The sequence below is a fragment of the Serratia oryzae genome (genome assembly GCF_001976145.1).
In the GTDB taxonomy this organism is placed as follows: domain Bacteria; phylum Pseudomonadota; class Gammaproteobacteria; order Enterobacterales; family Enterobacteriaceae; genus Chania; species Chania oryzae.
Genome location: NZ_MOXD01000069.1, coordinates 1 through 490, shown reverse-complemented (window position 1 = coordinate 490; position 490 = coordinate 1). Strand labels below are relative to the sequence as shown.

Below are 490 nucleotides of genomic sequence, written 5' to 3'. Positions count from 1 at the left end.
ACATTCGCGTTGCAAACATTTGAGAGACTCTCTGACAGGGTCATCCTTACCCCAATACATCTACGGAGGGATAAGTTTCTGCTGTCAGGTTTCAATTTTCAGCTTGTTCCAGATTGTTAAAGAGCAATATCTCAAGCCTGACTCGCAAGTCAGCTTTGAGATATGGTGTATCCGCAGATACCGAGACCGCCGCTTTCACCGGGATGGTCGCAAGCAGTTGGCGTCCCCTAGGGGATTCGAACCCCTGTTACCGCCGTGAAAGGGCGGTGTCCTAGGCCTCTAGACGAAGGGGACACGACACCGTACTTTTATGACGCTTTTGCTCATTACTTCTATCAGACAATCTGTTGTGAGCACTCACTTAATCAATATCGTTCGGTAAGGAGGTGATCCAACCGCAGGTTCCCCTACGGTTACCTTGTTACGACTTCACCCCAGTCATGAATCACAAAGTGGTAAGCGCCCTCCCGAAGGTTAAGCTACCTACTTC

The 490-nt window shown here is 49.4% G+C and carries 1 tRNA gene and 1 rRNA gene; both read right to left on the bottom strand.

Annotated elements, in window-relative coordinates:
• Positions 1–218 precede the first annotated feature (218 nt).
• A tRNA-Glu gene (locus tag BMI79_RS22945) sits at positions 219–294 on the bottom strand.
• Between the two features lie 85 nt (positions 295–379).
• A 16S ribosomal RNA gene (locus BMI79_RS22940) occupies positions 380–490 on the bottom strand; the annotation flags it as partial.